This is a genomic window from Kitasatospora sp. NPDC051164 (assembly GCF_044455625.1).
GTDB lineage: Bacteria > Actinomycetota > Actinomycetes > Streptomycetales > Streptomycetaceae > Kitasatospora.
Genome location: NZ_JBITFB010000002.1, coordinates 39,382 through 57,043 on the forward strand (window position 1 = coordinate 39,382; position 17,662 = coordinate 57,043).

At 74.3% G+C, this 17,662-nt stretch carries 17 protein-coding genes; 7 read left to right on the forward strand and 10 right to left on the reverse strand.

Features of this window, described 5'->3' with window-relative positions:
- The first annotated feature begins 100 nt into the window (after window positions 1–100).
- Window positions 101–751 carry a vitamin K epoxide reductase family protein gene (locus ACIBEC_RS02735; protein ID WP_360491702.1) on the forward strand — a complete coding sequence of 217 codons (651 nt, stop codon included), beginning with the start codon at window positions 101–103 and terminating at the stop codon, window positions 749–751.
- 27 nt (window positions 752–778) lie between these two features.
- Here the strand turns inward: ACIBEC_RS02735 and ACIBEC_RS02740 are convergent, their stop codons facing one another.
- Genes ACIBEC_RS02740 through ACIBEC_RS02750 form a run of 3 tightly spaced genes read right to left on the reverse strand, consistent with a single transcriptional unit; the run spans window position 779 to window position 2,869 of the window.
- Entirely contained in the window at window positions 779–1,852 is a 1,074-nt protein-coding gene (locus ACIBEC_RS02740) for a serine hydrolase domain-containing protein (RefSeq protein ID WP_360491705.1), read from the reverse strand.
- Between the two features lie 57 nt (window positions 1,853–1,909).
- Window positions 1,910–2,428 carry a GNAT family N-acetyltransferase gene (locus ACIBEC_RS02745; protein ID WP_360491708.1) on the reverse strand — a complete coding sequence of 173 codons (519 nt, stop codon included), beginning with the start codon at window positions 2,426–2,428 and terminating at the stop codon, window positions 1,910–1,912.
- A gap of 24 nt (window positions 2,429–2,452) precedes the next feature.
- Window positions 2,453–2,869: an ankyrin repeat domain-containing protein gene (locus ACIBEC_RS02750; RefSeq protein WP_360491711.1), complete on the reverse strand. Its 417-nt coding sequence runs from the start codon at window positions 2,867–2,869 to the stop codon at window positions 2,453–2,455.
- 397 nt (window positions 2,870–3,266) lie between these two features.
- On the opposite strand from ACIBEC_RS02750, the gene ACIBEC_RS02755 reads away from it, so the two are divergent.
- From ACIBEC_RS02755 to ACIBEC_RS02765, 3 genes are all read left to right on the forward strand, one after another.
- A complete protein-coding gene (locus tag ACIBEC_RS02755; protein WP_360491714.1) occupies window positions 3,267–3,461 on the forward strand; it encodes a hypothetical protein in 195 nt (64 codons plus the stop codon).
- Between the two features lie 131 nt (window positions 3,462–3,592).
- Window positions 3,593–5,209: a hypothetical protein gene (locus tag ACIBEC_RS02760; protein WP_360491717.1), complete on the forward strand. Its 1,617-nt coding sequence runs from the start codon at window positions 3,593–3,595 to the stop codon at window positions 5,207–5,209.
- Between the two features lie 294 nt (window positions 5,210–5,503).
- The gene (locus tag ACIBEC_RS02765) at window positions 5,504–5,878 is read left to right on the forward strand and encodes an RNA polymerase-binding protein RbpA (RefSeq protein ID WP_188300504.1); all 375 of its coding nucleotides are present in this window, start codon (window positions 5,504–5,506) and stop codon (window positions 5,876–5,878) included.
- A gap of 177 nt (window positions 5,879–6,055) precedes the next feature.
- Here ACIBEC_RS02765 and fxsA read toward each other — a convergent pair whose 3' ends face one another.
- From fxsA to ACIBEC_RS02790, 5 genes are all read right to left on the reverse strand, one after another.
- Window positions 6,056–6,634, reverse strand: coding sequence for an FxsA family membrane protein (gene fxsA / locus ACIBEC_RS02770; RefSeq protein WP_360491720.1), 579 nt, complete (start codon window positions 6,632–6,634; stop codon window positions 6,056–6,058).
- Window positions 6,635–6,689: 55 nt separating this feature from the next.
- Window positions 6,690–8,336, reverse strand: coding sequence for an apolipoprotein N-acyltransferase (lnt, locus tag ACIBEC_RS02775; RefSeq protein WP_360491723.1), 1,647 nt, complete (start codon window positions 8,334–8,336; stop codon window positions 6,690–6,692).
- A 121-nt stretch (window positions 8,337–8,457) separates the two neighbouring features.
- A complete protein-coding gene (locus tag ACIBEC_RS02780; RefSeq protein WP_360491726.1) occupies window positions 8,458–8,916 on the reverse strand; it encodes an N-acetyltransferase in 459 nt (152 codons plus the stop codon).
- 109 nt (window positions 8,917–9,025) lie between these two features.
- Window positions 9,026–10,633 carry an amidohydrolase gene (locus tag ACIBEC_RS02785; protein ID WP_360491728.1) on the reverse strand — a complete coding sequence of 536 codons (1,608 nt, stop codon included), beginning with the start codon at window positions 10,631–10,633 and terminating at the stop codon, window positions 9,026–9,028.
- A gap of 31 nt (window positions 10,634–10,664) precedes the next feature.
- Window positions 10,665–11,105 carry an Lrp/AsnC family transcriptional regulator gene (locus tag ACIBEC_RS02790; RefSeq protein WP_045694655.1) on the reverse strand — a complete coding sequence of 147 codons (441 nt, stop codon included), beginning with the start codon at window positions 11,103–11,105 and terminating at the stop codon, window positions 10,665–10,667.
- Window positions 11,106–11,334: 229 nt separating this feature from the next.
- Here ACIBEC_RS02790 and ACIBEC_RS02795 point away from each other — a divergent pair, with 229 nt between their 5' ends.
- Window positions 11,335–11,829 carry a hypothetical protein gene (locus tag ACIBEC_RS02795; protein WP_360491731.1) on the forward strand — a complete coding sequence of 165 codons (495 nt, stop codon included), beginning with the start codon at window positions 11,335–11,337 and terminating at the stop codon, window positions 11,827–11,829.
- A 167-nt stretch (window positions 11,830–11,996) separates the two neighbouring features.
- On the opposite strand, the gene ACIBEC_RS02800 is transcribed toward ACIBEC_RS02795, so the two are convergent.
- Complete coding sequence (locus tag ACIBEC_RS02800; protein WP_360491735.1) at window positions 11,997–13,160, reverse strand: acyl-CoA dehydrogenase family protein; 1,164 nt, start codon at window positions 13,158–13,160, stop codon at window positions 11,997–11,999.
- A gap of 210 nt (window positions 13,161–13,370) precedes the next feature.
- Here ACIBEC_RS02800 and ACIBEC_RS02805 point away from each other — a divergent pair, with 210 nt between their 5' ends.
- Both ACIBEC_RS02805 and ACIBEC_RS02810 read left to right on the forward strand, forming a co-directional pair.
- On the forward strand, window positions 13,371–14,018 hold the full coding sequence (locus ACIBEC_RS02805; protein ID WP_396287691.1) for a uridine kinase: 648 nt from the start codon (window positions 13,371–13,373) through the stop codon (window positions 14,016–14,018).
- A 404-nt stretch (window positions 14,019–14,422) separates the two neighbouring features.
- On the forward strand, window positions 14,423–16,537 hold the full coding sequence (locus tag ACIBEC_RS02810) for an AAA family ATPase (protein WP_360492312.1): 2,115 nt from the start codon (window positions 14,423–14,425) through the stop codon (window positions 16,535–16,537).
- Between the two features lie 63 nt (window positions 16,538–16,600).
- Here the strand turns inward: ACIBEC_RS02810 and ACIBEC_RS02815 are convergent, their stop codons facing one another.
- Entirely contained in the window at window positions 16,601–17,587 is a 987-nt protein-coding gene (locus ACIBEC_RS02815; RefSeq protein WP_360491738.1) for an NAD-dependent epimerase/dehydratase family protein, read from the reverse strand.
- Window positions 17,588–17,662 lie beyond the last annotated feature (75 nt).

The window sequence follows — 17,662 nt, forward strand, 5'->3', positions numbered from 1 at the left end:
TAGTCCGGCCGGTAGCAACGCCCTTCAGCACGGCACCACCGGCCCGGCCGAACTCCCGGCCGGGCCGGCCCCTCCCAGTCAGCCTCCGGAGTGTGCTGCCATGTCCGCCACTGCCACCGTGCACCTCTCCAGTCCCGCTCCCGACGCCGCAGGACGGGCCCCGGTCGGGGCGAGCCGGGCCTACGCGGTCCTGCTGTTCCTCGGCGGCCTGATCGGTCTGGCCGCCTCGGCCGTCCTGACCTTCGACAAGCTCCGCATCCTGGAGAACCCCTCCTACATCCCCAGCTGCAACATCAATCCGGTGATCAGCTGCGGCTCGGTGATGCGCACCGAGCAGGCGGAGGTCTTCGGCTTCCCGAACCCGCTGCTGGGCCTGGCGGCCTTCGGTGCCCTGGCGGCGATCGGGGCGGGGCTGCTCTCCGGTGCCGCGTACCGACGCTGGTTCTGGCTGGGCCTGCACGCGGGCACCGCGCTGGGTGTGGTGTTCGTGCACTGGCTGGTGGACCAGGCGCTGTACGAGATCGGCGCGCTGTGCCCGTACTGCATGGTGGTGTGGGCGACGGTGGTGGCGCTGTTCTGGTACACGACGCTGCACAACCTGCGCAGCGGGGTGATCCCGGTGGCCCCCCGCCTTCGGGTGGTCGTGCGGGAGGCGGCCCGCTACCACTGGGCGCTGCCGGTGCTGTGGGCGGCGGTGATCGCGCTGTTGGTGCTGAACCGGTTCTGGTCCTACTGGAGCACGCTCCTCTGACCGTCCGTCACCCCGCGCGGGCCGTCCTCATCCGAACACCAGCCGGCGGTAGGCGTTGCGCAGGTCGGTCAGCGGCTGGGTGACCCGGTCGTAGTGCACCTTGTTGGTGAGCAGCAGCGCCCAGCGGCCGAGCCGCCGGGAGACCCAGAAGCCGGTGCCGGTGAAGCCGTAGTGGACGAAGGTGCCCTCGGCCGGCTCGGTGCCGGGGGCGTACAGCCAGGACAGGCCGCGGGCGGGCCGCAGTCCGCCGGTCTGCTCGCGCAGCGACTCCTCGATCCACGCCCCGCCCCAGGCGAGTCCGGGCGGCGGGGCGAGCACGGCGGTGAGGAAGCGGGCGAGGTCGCGGACGGTGGAGAAGGCGCCGGCATTGCCGGAGACGCCGCCGAGCAGCCGGGCCGAGGGGTCGTGGACGACGCCGCGCAGGGGTGCGCCGGCCCGCTCGTCGTACTCGGTGGGGGCCGTGCGGTCGGCGAGCGCGGGGCCGAGCGGCCCGTACCGGGTGTCGGCCATGCCGAGCGGGTGCCAGGCCCAGCGCGCGGCGAGTCGGTCCAGCGGGGCGCCGCCGAGGTCCTCGACCAGGTAGGTGAGCAGGACGGCGGCGCGGTCGGTGTACTCGACGGCGGTGCCGGGCGTCCGGTGCGCCGGTGCGGCGGTCACCCCGGCCCGGATCGCCGCGGGGTCGCGCCCGTAGAGCTGCTCGAAGCGGGTGTACGGGAGCAGCCCGGCCGTGTGGGCGAGGAGGTGCCGGGCGGTCACCGCGCCGGCGGGCCGTCCGGCGGCCGGCGGCCACCAGCGGCCGAGCGGCTCGTCCAGCGGCAGCCGGCCGGCCGGCCAGAGCGTCCCGGCGCAGGGCCACAGCGCGACGATCTTGGTGAGGCTGGCGAGGTCGTACAGCGTGTCCGGCCCGGGCGCGAGCCGCGCGTACGGGCCCTGCCCGAGCACGCCGTGGCTGCCGCCGCCGAGCGTGCCCCCGGCGTCGCCGACGGCCCAGACGGCGCCCGCCCCGACGGTGCGCACGCCCTCGCGGACCAGCCGGTCCAGTTCCCCGCCGGGCGCGGCCAGGGCGGAGAGCCGGTCGGCTCCGGGTGCTCGGTGGCTCATCCCATCCCCCAGGGCCGGTCGTCAGGGCGACCGGAGCCTACCCGGCCGGGCGGCCGCTCAGACCGCCGCCGCGAGCTCCTTGCCGAGGCAGACGGCCAGCGGGTGGTCCTTGTAGTAGCCGAACTTGCGGACCGCCGTGTAGCCCTCGGACTTGTAGAGCGCGATGGCCTCGGGCTGCTGGGTGCCGGTCTCCAGGATGAACCGGGTACGGCCGGCCTCGACCGCGGTCTGCTCCAGGCGGCGCAGCAGCGCCCTGGCCAGGCCGCGGCCGCGGGCGTCCGGGACGACGAACATCCGCTTCAGCTCGGCGTCGCCCTCGCGCAGCGCGTCCGGGCCGCCGGCCTCCTTGGCCCGCCAGCCGCCGCAGGCGACCGGGCGGCCGTCCAGGTAGGCGATCAGGAACAGCCCGGCCGGCGCGTCGAAGTCCTCGGCGTGCATCTCGGTGAAGTCGGGGTCGCCGTAGCGGCGGACGTACTCCTGCTGCACCTCCGCCGACAGTGCCTGGGCGTCGGCGTGGGCGAAGCCGGTGATGCGGAAGTCGACGGTGCCGGTGTCCTGGGTGGCGGTGGTGTCCATGGTTGAAAAGCCTACGATCTCCGCTCAGCGAGCCTCGAACCGGGCGACCAGGTCCTCCTTGCCGAACATCCGGGCGGTGTCGAGGGCGCTCGGGGTGCCGGCCTGCGGGTCGGCGCCGCCGGCCAGCAGGGCGGCGAGCACGTCCTCGGCGCCCTTGAAGACGGCGCCGGCCAGCGGGGTCTGGCCGCGGTCGTTGGCGAGGTTCGGGTCGGCGCCGTGCCGGAGCAGCGTCTCGACGGTGGCGGCGTGGCCGTGGTACGCGGCGAGCATGACGAGGGTGTCGCCGCGGTCGTTGGTGAGGTCGGCCGGGGCGCCGGCGTCCAGGTAGGCGGCCAGGGTGTCGGTCGCCCCGGCCCGGGCGGCGTCGAAGATCTTCCCGGCCAGCGCGATCACCTCGGCGTCGGGGGCGTCGGCGGGCTGCTGGCTGGCGGCGTCGGTCATGGCGGGCGGCCTTTCCGGTCGGGTCGTCGGGCGGTCTCGGGGCTGCGCCCAGGGCACGGTAGCGGCCGCTGCCGGAGCGGGCCAGCCGGTGTCCGTGATCCGGATGACGGTCGGGGCCCGCGACGACACGCGGCCACGCGGGTCGCGCAGCCATTCGAGCGAACTTCCCGGACCCCCCGGAAGCTTCCCGCCCACCCCCCGGGAATGCCTTGACGCACCGAATCCCACGGCGGCCGGCCCCCACCCCCGCCGGTTCGCATACCGCCGTCCGGCGTCCGGAACGGTATTGAACGGCAAAACCACCCATTTGCCCCGTTCCATCATCTATTACTTTTTGTCACGATTAATGCACTTTCCGTAACACCCCCCGCTTGTCCCCCCTCCCGAGGAGCGGATCGTGATCCTCTCGATTTCCGGCATCGTCCTGTTTGGCACCATCGCCTTTCTCTTCTTCCGCCGGGACGGACTGAAGGTCTCCCACGCCATCGTCTGCGCCCTGCTCGGCTTCTACGTCGCCGGCTCGTCGATCGCCCCCAGCATCACCGCGGGCGGCGCCAGCCTCGCGAGCCTGCTCAGCGGCATCAGGTTCTAGCCGCTGCCACTCCCCCGTACCGGCCCGGGCGCGGATCCCACCGCCCCCGGGCCCCGTCGTACCCCACTTCCGCACCCCGCCCGTCGCACCCCACCCGTCCCAACCGTCCCACTCGCCCGGGGAGTCAAGGAATGCCGCTCCACCGCCACCTCAGCAAGGGCCGCGAGATCGCCCGGACCGCCGGGGACCACGCCTCCGACATGTTCGCCCCGCTCTCCGTCATCGGGCGCGGCATGCGCCACCACGTCGCCTGGGCCAAGGGCCGCTGGCACGCCACCCCCAAGGAGCGCCGCGGTCCGACGGTCTTCCTGACCGCCGCGATGCTGGTCGGCATCTACCTGCTGCCGCACGGCCTGCTGTTCGCCCTGATCGCCCTGATGGCCAGCGCCGCCTGGGCCGGCCGGGGCCCCAAGGGGCCGTCCGCCCCGCCCGCGCCGGACGTCGCCGACGTCAAGCTCGGCGCCCTCTACGCCGCGCTCACCCCGTACCTGTGCGGCCCTGAGGACGCCAACCCGCTGTACCACTTCGAGGGCAGCTACAAGAACGCCTTCGGCTCCTGGGAGTTCGACGGCGAGGGCCGGCTCTCCGGGCTGGAGCTCGACTACCCGGCCTACTTCACCGACACCGAGCCGGCCGCCCGGGCCCGGATCGAGCAGGTCGTCCAGGGCAAGGCGGGCCGGGCCCGCGAGTACCGCTTCGACTGGGACGAGGAGTCCAACCGGCTGCGGATCGCCGCGCTCGCCCCGCTGCCCACCGACGTCGTCGCCCAGCGCTTCGTGGCCGCCCCCGGCGAGATCGTGCTGGGCTTCACCGACGAGGACGGCTCCGCCCGGACCATCCCGGTCACCCAGGGCGGCACGACCGTCCCGCAGCCGCCGGTGGTCTGGCGCACCGGCCCGCGCTCCTCCGAGCCGCACCTGCTGGCGCTCGGCGTCACCGGCTACGGCACCTCCAGCCTGCTCCGCTCGATCGCGCTGCAGGCCCTCCCGTACGCCGACCTGGTGGTGGTCGACGGCGCGGGCACCGGGGAGCACGCCTGCCTGGTGAACCGGCCCGGCGTGCACACCGTGGAGACCAGCCTGCACGGCGCGCTGGCCGCCCTGGAGTGGGCCGCCCACGAGACCGACCGCCGGCTCACCGCGCTCAACGCCGCCCGGCACGCCGGCTCCGCCCCGCCCGAGGACGCCACCCGGCCGCTCTGGCTGCTGCTGGACCACCCGACCGAGCTGAGCGAGCTCGCCCAGGCCGAGGGCCGCCCCGACCCCCAGGACCTGCTGGAGCTCCCGCTGCGGCACGGCCGGGCCGCCCGGGTCACCGTGGTGATCGCCGACGACATGGAGGCCCGGGACCGGATCACCCCGACCGTCCGCGCCACCACCCGGGCCCGCGTGGTGCTCGGCCCGGCCGGCCCGGACGACAGCCGCGCCGCGCTCGGCGCACCGCTGGACATCGTGCCCGCCGCACAGGCCCCGGTCGGCCGCGGCTACGCTCGGATCGGCAACGGCACCCCGGTCCGGCTGCAGGTGCCCGCCACCGTCGACCCGCTGGACGACGAGGCCCCGGCCCAGCTGCGGGACGCGGTCATCGCCCTGCTGCCGCATCGCGACACCCGCACCGAGGCGGCCGCCGGCGTGCCGCCCCGCCCGGAGCGCCCGCCGCTGGTCGCCCCCGCCGATCCGGCCCCGCAGTCCCGTCCGGTCGACCTGGCCAAGGGCGAACCGATGATCCGCTCGCGCCCGATCTCCTGACCCGCCACGGCTCCGGATCGGGTCGGGGCCGGGGGCGGCGGAGGCTGTCGAAACCCGTCCCGGTAGGCTCGTCACAGAAAGTCCGCACGATCACCAGATGTGAAATAGGTGACACCTGGGGTGATATCACCGGCCAGATGTGACAAATCGGGCGCAGGTGGGTACAAACAGGGGCGGCACAACAGACGACGCATGTCCCGGGACGGGAATCTTCGTCGGAAGCCGAGCGTTGACCGAACGACGAAGAACAGCGACCACTAGTCCTGTGGGCCATAAGCCCGGGAGGCACGATTCATGAGCGAGCGAGCTCTCCGCGGCACGCGACTCGGGGCCACTAGCTACGAGACCGACCGTGGTATCGATCTGGCTCCCCGCCAGACCGTCGAGTACGCATGTCAGAACGGACACCGATTCGAGGTTCCTTTCTCGGTCGAGGCGGAGATCCCCTCGACCTGGGAATGTCGCTTCTGTGGCCAGGAAGCAGCACTTCTCGACGGTGACGAGCCGGAGGAGAAGAAGACCAAGCCGACGCGCACCCATTGGGACATGCTGATGGAGCGCCGGACGCGCGAGGAGCTGGAGGAGGTGCTGGCCGAGCGGCTGGCCGTGCTCCGCTCCGGAGGGATGAACCTCGCGGTACACCCGCGGGACACCCGTAAGAGCGCCTGACATCGCTCCCGCCCCGCGCGGGAGGACGCGAAAAGGGACCCTGGTTTCCAGGGTCCCTTTCGCGTTGTCCACGCTCGGGTGGCTGACGGCTCGGGTGGCTCGGCTGAGGCTCAGGGCCAAGTGGCCCGCGGCCGGGTGGCCCCGGGCCGTCCCCGTCCGAGGGACCGACGGCCCGCGTCAGCCGGTGATCGGCGGACGGTAGGTGGTGTCCGGGCCCTGCGGGCCGCGCGGGCCGGCCTCCGGCTCGACGACCTCGCCCTGGATCACCTTGCCGTCCGGGCGGTGGATGCGCAGCTGCTCCTGCAGCCGCACGGCGTCCGCGAGCGGGCCGGCGCCGACGACGCCGGTGCTGTGCAGCGCCTTGTCGGTGAGCCGGCGCCCGGCTGCCCGCCACAGCGCCCGGGTGGGCGGGAACAGCAGGGTCAGGGCCACCAGGTCCGACAGGAAGCCGGGGACGATCAGCAGGACGCCCGCCAGCACCGTCATGCTGGTGCCGGTCTGCGGCTGCTCGGACTGCGGGTCCTTGCTCTGCTCGATCGCCGCCGACAGCGCCTTCAGCCCGGCCCTCTTGATCAGCGAGCCGCCGATCAGGGCGCCCGCGATGAGCAGCAGCAGGACGGTGAGCCCGCCCAGCCACGAGCCGACCTGGACCAGCAGCCAGATCTCCAGCACCAGCCAGGCGGTGATCAGCAACGGCAGCACCCGGCGGAGCCTTCCGCGCGGGGCCGGACGGGTGGGGGCAGCTTGCTGGGTCACGGTACGAATCCACTCCAGGCGGTGCTCTGCGCGCCGCACGGGAGGTCCGGGCCGGCTACGGCACCACCTGGTCCAACGAATCCTGCTCGGCCGGTGTTCCGGCGGCGGCCTTCCTGCGGCGTCCGACCAGCACTCCGGCGGCGCAGGCCAGCAGGCCGCCGATCGCCAGCGTCCACTCCGGGGCGACGCCGACCCGGTCGGCCACCGTGGTGCCGTCGCGCAGCGGGACGGTCGCCGACAGCTCGGCGGGGGTCAGCTCCTCGGTGCGCTGCTGGACGGTGCCGTCCGGGGAGATCACCGCGCTGATGCCGCTGGTGGCGGCGATCAGCACCGCCCGGCCGTGTTCGACGGCCCGCAGCCGGCTCATCGCGAGCTGCTGCTCGGGCTGCCCGGTCCTGGCGTAGGTCGCGTTGTTGGTCTGGACGACCAGGACGCGGGCACCGCTGTCCACGGTGTCGCGGACGATCTCGTCGTAGGCCACCTCGAAGCAGATGACGTCGCCGATCCGGGCCGGGCCGAGCTGCATCACGCCGTTGTGGTCGCCGGGGTAGAAGTCCCGGGCGACCCGCTGGAGGCGGGTGATCACCTTCATCAGCTGGGCGCGGAAGGGGACGTACTCGCCGAACGGGACGGGGTGCTGCTTGGTGTAGGAGGCGCCGGGACCGGTCTGCGGGTCCCAGACGATGCCCTCGTTCTGGACGTGCTGCGCGTCCGGGCCGTCCACCAGGGTGCCGACCAGGGTGGGCACGCCGACCGCCTTGACGGCCTCGTCGATGCGCTCCCGGGCCAGTGGGTCGCTGAACGGGTCGAGGTCGGAGGAGTTCTCCGGCCAGATCACGACGTCGGGGCGCTCGACCTTGCCGGCCGCGATGTCGGCGGCGAGGCGCTCGGTGGCCGAGGCGTGGTTGTTGAGGACCATCATCGGGCGGCCGAGGAAGTCCATGCCCGGGTTGGGCACGTTGCCCTGGACGATGGCGACCTTCACGGTGTCGGCCGCGGCGCTGGGCACCGGGACGAGGTAGCCGCAGAGCAGCGCGGCGACCGCGCCGAGCGCCGCCAGCGCGGCCGCCTTCGGGGCCTTGGCCGGCCCGCGCAGGCGCAGGACGGCCCAGGCGAGCAGGGCGCCGGAGAGGGCGACCGCGAAGGTCACCAGCGGCGCGCCGCCGAGCGCGGCCAGCGGGGTGTACGGGGTGGCGGTGTTGGCGAAGGCGAGCCGGCCCCAGGGGAAGCCGCCGAGCGGCAACCGGTCACGGGCCCATTCCTGGGTGATCCAGAGGCAGGCCGCCCACAGCGGCCAGCCGGGCAGCCGGGAGGTGACGGCCAGTGCGCCGCCGAGCAGGGCCAGGAACAGCGCCTCGACGACGGACAGCCCGACCGTGGCGTCCCAGCCGACCACCCGCAGCCAGCTGAGCAGCATCAGGAAGAACGGCAGGCCGAAGGCGAAGCCCGTCCACAGGCCCTGGCGGAAGGTGCGGCCCCGGGTGAGCAGCGAGAGCGCGGCGACGCCGATCAGGGACAGCGGCCAGAGGTCGTACGGCGGGAAGGCGAGGGCGAGCAGCAGGCCGGCCAGCGCCGCCAGGCCGGTCCGGGGCAGCCCGGCCCGCACCTTGGCGACGGCACGGGCGCCGCGGCCCGGTCGGGGCGCCGGCTCCTGGGACTCGGGTGCGGTCCCGGACCGCTCCTGGGTGACGAGAATGGCCACCGGCGCACCATCTTCCTGGGGCTTGCTGTTCGGACGCTGTGCGAAGAAGGTACCCCGGAACGACGGTGGGACGTGCGGTGAGGGTGGTAGGGCCCGGCCGTACCCGCGGCCCCTCGCGTGGTCAGCGCTCGGAGTAGCGGACCGGGCCCAACGGCCAGTGCCCGGCGAGCCAGGCGGAGACGGCTCGGTACAGGGGGGCGTCCAGATGGGCCCGGTCGGCGCGGACCCAGGAGCTGACGGTGACCGCGGCCGGGTCCTCGCGGTCCGGGTGGATGTAGACGCAGCCGATCACCTCGTCCCGGTCCGGCTCCAGGACGGTGTAGGTGAAGCCGGTGCGCGCGGCGAAGTCGGCGGCGTGGCGGCGCAGGTCGGCGAGGTTGCGCTCCGGCGGCATCCCGTCGGTGGGCGGCCAGTCCCGGCCGACGAAGCCGGGGGTGGCCCGGATGTGGTCGATGCTGCCGGTCCAGGCGGCGTGGTCGGAGGCGTTGTGCTGCTCGCCCAGGGGTTCCAGGCGGAACTCCGGGGCGAGCAGCTCGCGCGGGACGGCGAAGTCGGCGGGTACCAGCGGGTGGGTCGTCATGGCGATCAACCTACGGGGCGGTGCGCCGCCGCTTCACCTCGTTATCGCTGGTGGCCCGTCAGCGCCGGGGACCGCCGACGCCGGTGGACTGTCAGCACGGATGGACCCGTCAGCGCTGGTGGACCGTGCGGCCGCGGACCACCGTGCGCAGGCAGGTCGGCAGCGGGTGGCCCGGGGTGAGGTCGGGCAGGCCGGGGGTGCCGGAGCGCGGGTCGGTGGACCAGCCGGCCACCCGGGAGTCGGGGGCCTGGACGACCAGGTCGCCGGCGGCCCAGACCGCGTAGCTGGCGACCGCGCCGGGCACCAGCACTCCGTCCTGGTCGCGGCCGATCGCGCGCCAGCCGCCGCGGGTGTGGGCGGTGAAGGCGGCGCGCACCGAGATCCGGTGGTCCAGGGTCCGGTGGAAGGCCGCCGCGCGGACGGTGCCCCAGGGGTCGAGCGGGGTGACCGGGGCGTCCGAGCCGAAGGCCAGCGGGACGCCGGCCCGCAGCAGGGCCGCGAACGGGTTGAGGGCGGCGGCCCGCTCGACGCCCAGGCGCTGGACGTACATACCCTCCGGGCCGCCCCAGGCGGCGTCGAAGGCGGGCTGGACGGAGGCGGTGAGGCCGAGTTCGGCGAAGGCGGCGATGGACTTGTCATCCAGCGCCTCGGCGTGCTCGACGCGGTGGCGCAGGGCCTTGACCCGGCCGGCGCCGACCCGTTCGCCGGCCGCCCGGACACCCTCGATGACGGCGGCCACGGCCGCGTCGCCGATGGCGTGGAAGCCGGCCTGCAGCCCGGCCTCGGTGCAGGCGGTGACGTGGTCCGCGACCTGCCCGGCGGTCAGATAGGCGGTGCCGGTGTGCTCGGCGTCCGCGTACGGGGTGTGCAGGCAGGCGGTGCGCGAGCCGATCGCGCCGTCCACGAAGAGGTCGCCGCCGGCGCCCACCGCGCCGAGCCGGCGGGCCGTCTCGACCCCGCCCGACTCGCCCCAGTAGCCGAAGACTTCGGGCCCCTCGCCGTCGGCGGCCAGGGCCAGCAGGGCGGCCAGGTCCTGCTCCGAGGAGATCTCCGGGCCGGCGCACTCGTGCAGGGCGCCGATGCCGAGTTCGGCGGCGCGGGCCAGGGTGGCGCGCTGGGCGCGGCGGCGCTGCTCGGGGGTGAGGCGGGCGAGCGCGGTCTGCCGGACGGCGTGGTGGGCGTCCTTGGTGAGCGGGCCCTCGGGGTCGTGCCCGGGCCGCCCGGCCAGGCCCTCGGTGAGGGTGCGCAGCGCGGTGGTGGCGAGCGCGGAGTGCACGTCGGTGCGGGAGAGGTAGAGCGCGGCGCCCCGGGCGGCCGCGTCGAGTTCGGCGAGCGTGGGCGGGCGGCCCTCGGGCCAGCCGGTCTCGTCCCAGCCGTGGCCGATCAGCACCCCGCCGGACTCGGACCGGGCGTCGACGAAGGCGGTGACGGCTTCCAGGGCGGCGGCCAGCGAGGGGCTGCCGGTGAGGTCGAGGCCGGTGAGCGCCAGACCGGTGGCGGTGGCGTGCACGTGGGCGTCCACGAAGGCGGGGGTGACCAGGGCGCCGTCCAGCTCCACGATCTCGTCGACGGTCGCGGCGTACGCCTCGGCGGCGCCGTCGCTGCCGACCCAGGCGATGTGCTCGCCCTCCACGAGCATCGCGGTGGCGAAGGGGTCGGCGGGGCTGTAGACGGCGCCGCCGCGCAGCAGGACGGTCCGTGGGGTGCGTTCGGTCATGCCGCTAAGTCTGCACCTCGGCTGTTCGGGCTCAGAGCTTCGGGGGTCGCGCCTCGTACGGGGTGGAGAGCACGACGGTGGTGCGGGTGGACACGCCGGCGGCGCTGCGGATGCGGGCGAGCAGGTCCTCGAGGTCGCCGGGGGCGCCGACACGGACCTTGAGGATGTAGTTCTCGTCGCCGGCGACGCTGTGGCAGGCCTCGATCTCGGGCAGGCCGGCCAGGCGTTCGGGGGTGTCGTCCGGCGCGCTGGGGTCGAACGGCTTGACCGAGATGAACGCGGTCAGCGCCAGGTCGACGGCGTCGGGGTCGATGATCGCGGTGTAGCCGCGGATCACCCCGCGCTGTTCGAGGCGGCGCACGCGCTGGTGCACCGCCGAGGTGGACAGGCCGGTGGCCTTGCCCAGGTCCGTGTAGCTCATCCGGCCGTCCTCGAGGAGCAGCTGGACGATGCGTTGGTCGAGATCCTCCACAGTCCGCAAACCTACCCGGTCGGGAGCACGGGGGGCGCACGAGGTGGCACGGAGAGGGATTGCAGGTGCCACGCGGGCACGTGCCGGGCGCATGTGGCAGCCGGTGTGGCCAAGGACACACCCGGTGCATCACGGTGCACACCACCGCAGGATTATGAGTCCGGATCGCAGGGAAGTGCTGGTTGTGGCCCTGGATGACCACGCCGGGCCCGATCCTAGGGGGATCCTCATGCCTGCTACTGACCAGCGCGTGCTGGGCGCCGACGAGACCGACGATATGACCGGCCGCGACGACCTCGCGGTCGACCACACGCCGGGCACCGACCCCGGCGAGGCCGAGACCTGGGAGATCTTCCGGGTCAACTGCCCCGAGTGCCGCCGCCCGATCGGCCTGGTGTCGGACGAGGAGCGGCTGCCGCAGCACGCCCTGCTGCCGACCGCCTGGAACCCCTTCGCCCCCGCGATCTGCCCCGGTTCGGGCGCGCCCACCGACGACCTGGCCGAGGTGGAGACCCCCGAGGACACCGAACCGGCCGGATTCGACGCGCTGTTCAAGCTCCCGAACGAGCTGGACTGGCGCACCCAGCCGTTCTCGCACGCGGTGGCGCACCGTCCGGTGCGGATCGCGGCGGTCGACCCGGCGGTGTCCCCCATCCCCTCGACCCCGACCGTCGCCGCACTCTGCTCCATCCCGGAGCAGCGCCGCCGGCTCGTCCGACGCTGACTATCCGCCCCGAGCACGCGAGTTGACGATCCGTCAGGAACGCCTCCGGCCGTCACTCCGCACCCTGGAGTGACGGCCGGAGGCCGTTGGGGGGGAAGGCTCGGGCCTTCGGCGGCGATTTTCGGCGATCACCGGGCCTTCGGCGGCCACCAGGCCTTCGGCGGGCGTCAGCCCTTCGCGAGGTGGCGGCCGATCACCAGGCGCTGGATCTGGTTGGTGCCCTCGACGATCTGCAGCACCTTGGCCTCGCGCATGAAGCGCTCGGCCGGGAAGTCCTGGGTGTAGCCGTAGCCGCCGAGCACCTGGACGGCGTCGGTGGCCACCCGCATCGCCGCGTCGGTGCAGAACAGCTTGGCCATCGCCGCCTCCTTGGAGAACGACCGGCCCGCGTCCTTCAGGCGCGCGGCGGACAGGTAGAGCGAGCGGCCGGCCTCGATCTGGGTGGCCATGTCGGCGAGCATGAAGGACAGGCCCTGGAACTCGGCGATCGGGCGGCCGAACTGGCGCCGGGTGCGCGCGTAGTCGACCGCGAGGTCGAGCGCGGCCTGGGCGACGCCGATCGCGCAGGCGGCGATGCCGAGGCGGCCGGAGTCCAGCGCGGCGAGCGCGATCTGGAAGCCCTGGCCCTCCTCGCCGACCAGCCGCTCGCGGGGAACCCGGGCGCCGTCGAAGTGCAGCTGGGCGGTCGGCGAGGAGCGCATGCCCATCTTGTGCTCCGGCGGGGCCGCCGACAGGCCCTGCTGGGTGCCGGGGACCAGCAGGCAGCTGATGCCCTTGGCGCCCGCGCCGCCGGTGCGCACCATGGCGCTGTAGAAGTCCGCCTGCCCGCCGTGGGTGATCCACGCCTTGGTGCCGTTCACCACGTACGCCTCGCCGTCGAGGTCGGCGCGGGTGCGCAGCGCGGCCGCGTCCGAGCCGGACTGCGGCTCGGAGAGGCAGTAGGCGCCGAGTTGCTCACCGGAGAGCATGCCGGGCAGCCACGTGTCGCGCTGCTCGTCGGTGCCGAAGGTGGCCAGCGCGTGGCAGGACAGGGTGTGCACGCTGACGCCGAGGCCGATGGCCAGCCAGCCGGCCGCCAGCTCCTCCAACACCTGCAGGTACACCTCGTAGGGCTGCTCGCCACCGCCGTACTTCTCGTCGTACGGGAGGGAGAGCAGGCCGGCCTCGCCGAGGGTGCGGAAGACCTCCCGCGGGAAGCGGCCGGCGGACTCGTCCTCCGCGGCACGCGGCTGCAGCTCGCGCTGCACCAGGTCCCGGGTGAGGCTCAGCAGCTCGCGGGCCTCCTCACTGGGCAGCTGGCGCTCCACGGCTTTCACAGGGGAGGGGGTCATGGCGGCGGTCGCCTCCTCGATTGGGCGCCGGGCCGAGGTGTTGGCGGGTGCGGCGCAGATGGGGCACGACCGACCGACCGGCACCGGGTTGCGGTGAACGGCCGTTCACAGTCGTGGCGAAGCGAGTATGCCCGAAACCCGCGCTGCCGTCACGACCTGCACAGATGAACTGTCCGCAGTGGTGGGATACGGCACCGTAGGGTTGACGATGTGGCTGCTTCCGGTACCTCCTCCCCCGCTCGGCCCTCCTCCGCCGCACGGCACACTCCCGGCGACGGGCTGAGCGCCCTCGCGGCCGAACTGCGCGCGCTGCCGCCGTCCTGCGGTCCGGTGCGGCTGGTCGCGGTGGACGGGCACGCCGGCTCCGGCAAGACGACCTTCGCCGGCCGGCTGGCGGCGGCGCTCGGCGGGGCGCCGGTGGTTCACCTGGACGACCTGGCCACGCACGAGGAGCTCTTCGGGTGGACCGGGCGGCTGCGCGAGCAGGTGCTGGAGCCGCTGTCGGCCGGGCGGGACGCCGCGTACCGGGTGTACGACTGGTCGCTGCGCCGCTTCGCGGGCACGGCCGAGGTGCCGGTCGCCCCGGTGGTGCTGGTGGAGGGGGTCGGCGCCGGGCGGCGGGCGGTGCGGCCGTGGCTGGCCCGGGTGGTCTGGATGGAGCTGGACGCCGACGCGGCCCGTCGGCGCGGCGAGGAGCGGGACGGTCCGGATCTGGCCGAGTTCTGGGCGGGCTGGGCCCGGGCCGAATCGGCGCATTTCGCCGCCGACCCGAGTCGTCCGTACGCCGCGACGCACGTCGACGGTGTGACCGGCCGGATCGTGCCGGGCACCGTCGGTGAACCTTCAACAGTGCCTTGACCTGCGACATCACCAGGACTTAGGTTCTCCTCAGCCGCCGGAACGAAAGCTTCCGGCCGCATCGGACCCGGCGTCCCCGGCTTGTTCCCCCGTGAGCCGGGGGCGCCGTTCGGTCCCCTTCCGAATCTCGCTCCCCCGCCGCTCGTTGCGGTGCCCGGCTGCTCAACAGCCGCTCGCGCGATCGCATTTGACCCTGTGCGGCACCCTTCCGGATCAGCCCCGCGCCGGTACGATTCCTGGCAGGCGCACATGCGCCGCAGGGGGCTCGACGACCACCGGCCAGGCTGGACACAGACGACTCGCCGGCCGAGCCCCGGGCCACACCGCGGGGGGCGTGAGTGACGACGGTGGACAGTTCCGACAACACGGCGGGCAGCCCGGACCGACTCGCCGACCGGGCCTGGATGCGCGCCATGGACGCCTACACGGCCGGCGCCTACGCCCGGGCCGAGGAGGAGTTCCGGGCCGCCGTCCGACTGGACCCTGGCATGGCCGACGCCTGGCTCGGCCTGCACGCGCTGCGCAGCGACACCTCGGCGGCACTGCTGGCGATGTACCGCAACCAGAAGCGGTTCGGCGAGCAACGGCGGCTGCACCGACGGCCGCTCAGCTCCTGGTACTGGCTGGGCTGGTGGGTGCAGCCCGTCCTGGAGGACGCCCGCGACCTCGCCCTGGCACACGCCTCGCACTGGCTGGACGGCCGCCATCTGGCCGAGCTGGACCGGGCGTTGGAGCAGTGCCCGGCACCCAGCGAGGACCCGGCCGCCCGGTTCCTGTACGCCTGCCGCTCCTATCTGCTCAAGGACTGGGAGCAGCTGATCCGGGACACCGACCGGCTGCTGGACGACCCGCTGCTCGGCATCGAGGCCGGGCTGTTCGCCGGCATGGCACGGGTGCGCCTCGACATGTGCGCGCAGGCCCAGGTGCCGCTGGCCGCCTCACTGGCCCGCTGCCGCTCCGAGCAACCGCAGCGCAAGGAGCTGCGGTACTGGCTGGCGCGGGCCTACGAGGGCGCCGGGCGCAGCGCGGCGGCCCTGCCGCTCTACCGGGCGGTGCACCGGGCGGACCCGGCGTTCATGGACACCGCGACGCGGCTGGCCGCCATCTCGGCCGAGGACGCGCTCACGGACGGACTGCTGGCGGACGGACAACCGGCGGACGGGCCGGCGCCAGGCGGGCTGTCGGCGGGCGGGCGTTCGGCGGGCGGGCGTTCGGGCGCGGGCGGGGCCGAGAACGACGCACCGGGCGGGCCGGACGTCGAGGCGGGCCTCCTGGACGACATCGGATACGTCGCCGGTCCGGGCTACGACGAGGACTACGGGGACGGGGCCCGGCTGGACGGCGCGACCGTCTCCGGCGACGGCGTGCTGAGCGGCGGGCCCTCGACAGACTCCGGCCTGCTCGGCGGGGGCCCGGCGGCGGAGGTCCTGCCCGACGGGGCGTTGATCGACGGCGTCCTGACCGACGGGGCTCTGCCGGACGGGGCCCTGCCCGACGGGGCTCTGCCGGACGGCGCCCCACTGGCCACCGGGGAGCGCTCCGGTTCAGGCGCCCCGGGCGCCCCCGTCGGCCCGCTCGGCCCTGCCGCGCCGCCGCCGCTGCCCGTGCGCGGCCAGGCCCAGCCCCGTTCGGCCGCCGCGCCCGCGCCCCGGCCGAACGGTGACGAGCGCGAGTTGGACGCCACTCTGGCCGAGCTCTCGCTGATGGTCGGCATGGAGCCGGTCAAGCGCCAAGTGCGCGCACTGTCGGCACAGTTGAGGATGTCGCGACTGCGGGCCGAACAGGGCCTGCCGGTCCAGCCGCCCAAGCGCCACTTCGTCTTCTCCGGCCCCTCCGGCACCGGCAAGACCACCGTGGCCCGCATCCTCGGCCGGGTCTTCCACGCCCTCGGCCTGCTCTCCGGCGACCACCTGGTGGAGGCCCAACGCGCCGATCTGGTGGGCGAGTTCCTCGGACAGACCGCGGTCAAGGCGAACGAGCTGATCGACTCCGCACTGGACGGCGTGCTGTTCATCGACGAGGCGTACAGCCTCTCCAACTCCGGCTACACCAAGGGCGACGCGTACGGCGACGAGGCACTCCAGGTGCTGCTCAAGCGCGCCGAGGACAACCGGGACCGGCTGGTGGTGATCCTGGCCGGCTACCCGGAGGGCATGAACCGGCTGCTCGCCACCAACCCCGGCCTCAACTCCCGCTTCACCACGAGGGTCGACTTCCCGAGCTACCGCCCCGGCGAGCTGACCGCGATCGGAGCCGCGCTGGCCGGCCGGGACGGCGACGGCTGGGACGAGGACGCCGCCGAGGAACTGGCCAGCATTTGCACCCACGTCGTCCGCGAAGGCTGGATCGACGAGCTGGGCAACGGCCGGTTCATCCGCACCCTGTACGAGAAGTCCTGCGCCTACCGGGACCTGCGGCTGTCACTGCTGCGCGAGCCGCCGGGCCGCGAGGACCTGGCCACGCTGCGGCTGCCGGACCTCGTCCAGGCGTACGGGGAGCTGATCGACGGCCGGGGCTGAGCCCCGCCCCCGGACCGGCCCCGGGTCCCCGGCCGCCCGGCTCAGGCCTTGAGCAACGCGCGCTCAGCCCTTGAGCAGCGCGGCCTCCCGCTCGGGGTCGAGCCCGACCGCGACCCGGTCGGCGCGCTGCGGGGCGGTGCCGCCGATCCCCTGCAGCCAGGCCCAGGTGTCCTCGACCGTCTCCGCCACCGGGCGGCAGCGCAGCCCGGTGGCGACCGCGCGCTCGACCGAGCCGGTGTGCAGGAACTCGTACAGCTCGCCCGGCGCCAGCCAGATCGGCAGCTCGGTCCACGGCTCGACGCCCGCCGCCAGGATCCGCTCGGCGTCGGTCCAGCGCAGTTCGGCGTCCGAGCCGGTGACCCGTACGCAGGCCTCCAGCAGCTCCGCCATGGTGGCGTGCCCGGACGGGCTGACCACGTTGTACGGGCCACCGAGGCGGGCAGCCGTCGCGTCCAGGGTCCAGGCCGCGAGGTCGCGGGCGTCGATGTACTGCAGGGCCAGCTCGCGCGGCCCGGGGGCGAGCACCGGCCCGCCCTTGGCGATCCGGTTCAGCCACCAGGGCAGCCGGCCGATGTTCTCGTGCGGGCCGAGGATCAGTCCGGCGCGGGCCAGCAGCGCCTGTCCGCCGTACTCCGCCTCCAGAGCCAGCTCGGCGCCGCGCTTGGCCTCGGCGTAGGGCACCTCGCCGGTGAGGTCCGGCGAGGAGGCCACCACCGGCGCCGATTCGGCGGCGTCGGCCACCAGCGGGTAGTCGTACACCGAGCGGCTCGAGACGTACGCGTAGTGGCCGACCCGGCCCTTCAGGGCCCGGGCGCTGTCGCGCACCGCGGCCGGGGCCCAGGACCAGGTGTCCACCACGGCGTCCCACTCCCCCGTCCCGAGCGCCGCGAGCCCGTCCTCGGCCGTGCGGTCGCCCTTCAGCACCCGGACGCCCTCGGGGGCGGGCTGCGTGCCGCGGTTGAGCGCCGTCACGTCCCATCCCCGCGCCAGCGCCTCCTCGGCGACGACCCGCCCGACGAACTTGGTTCCACCCAGCAGGAGAAGTCTCATGCCGGCCACTCTCCTCCGAGGATGTCCGGCAGGGAACGGCTGCATGCTCTGGGCAGAATCGCCGGGAGCGGACAC